1 protein-coding gene is annotated in these 1,262 nt (G+C 70.3%); it reads right to left on the bottom strand.

What is annotated here, in order from left to right; translation table 11 throughout:
* Nucleotides 1–224: 224 nt before the first annotated feature.
* Nucleotides 225–980, bottom strand: coding sequence for a histidine phosphotransferase ChpT (gene chpT / locus MFF42_RS24380; protein WP_373875222.1), 756 nt, complete (start codon nucleotides 978–980; stop codon nucleotides 225–227).
* Nucleotides 981–1,262 lie beyond the last annotated feature (282 nt).

The raw sequence follows: 1,262 nt of genomic DNA, 5'->3' as shown, positions 1-1,262 counted from the left end.
CCCGCGTGGTGCCGTAGGAGGCCTTTCAGCTCCTACCCCATCCGCCCGATCGCTTCGGCCGCCGTCGCTCCGCTCCTCCCCTTTGTGGGGAGGAGGCAGGAGGTGGGGGGGGTTCAGGATGAGGCGGTGCGGTGCCTTCTGCACTACCCCCACCCCGAACCCCTCCCCGCAAGGGGGAGGGGACAGGCCAGGCTCTGACCGAAGCGATCAAACGGAAAATGGTTTCAGGCGAGCTGCGTGTCCGGCGGGGCGCTGTCGGAAGGACGCTCGTCCTCGACGCTGGGGGCGGGCGCGCCGGGCAGGCCCACCGCCGCCTCCGTGGGCGTGGCGGTGACGGTCACCTCGTCGCCTTGAATCGCGAACCGCACGTCCATCGCCGCCGCGCGGGCGACGAGGCCGGCATAGAAGGGCAGGATGCCGTGGGCGTCGACGGTGCCGCCCTCGGGCGTGCCGGCGATCAGCGCCTCGACATGGGGCGGGATGCGCGCGTGGCTGCCCTTGGCGCGCAGGACGAGGCGCGGGCTGTCGCCGTCGCCGGTCACGGCCACGTCGATCAGGCCGCCGCGGGGAATCGCGCTCGACGCGATCACCACGAGGTTGAGCAGGAGCTTGACCTTGTTCTTCGGGAACAGCGCCTGGGGCGCGCTCCAGGCGATCTGCGTCTTCTCGTCGGCGAACATCGCCCGCGAGACCTTCTCGGCATCGGCCAGGTCGATCGAGGCGCCGGCCGAACCCGCCGCGCCGAAGGCGATGCGGGCGAACTGCACCCGGGCCGAGGCGGTGCGCGCGCTCTTGCGGATCAGTTCGAGGGCGAATTCGCGCATGGAAGGATCGTCGTCGTCCTCCAGCACTTCGAGGCCGTTCACGATCGCGCCGATCGGGCTGATCACGTCGTGGCACACGCGCGAGCACAACAGGGCCGAGAGGTCGAGGGCGTCGAGGGTGAGGCTCGTGGTACTACCGCTCATACTACCGCTCATGGCGCGCTCCGTTCCCGGCTGTCGACAATGGTGTCGCGAGGGGTCGTCGTTCGGCGAGGCGGCCCGCCCCCTCGGACGCGGCGGGCACCGGATCGGGCCAAGCGAATAGTCACCGCCGGCCGCTTTGGAAAGCCGCGGACCTCGATCCGCCGGACCGCGTCGGTTTCGCGACGGGACGACGGATCGCCCGCAGGCCGCTCCTCGATCCCAATTCTTGGTAAAGACTTGGTCAAGGCCGACATGCTGCGGCACAGATGTCCCGAATTCGCCGCAACCGGCGCG

Origin of the sequence: Methylorubrum podarium (assembly GCF_022179745.1) — a bacterium.
Taxonomy (GTDB): Bacteria; Pseudomonadota; Alphaproteobacteria; order Rhizobiales; family Beijerinckiaceae; genus Methylobacterium; species Methylobacterium podarium.
This window is presented reverse-complemented; position numbering and strand designations above follow the sequence as displayed.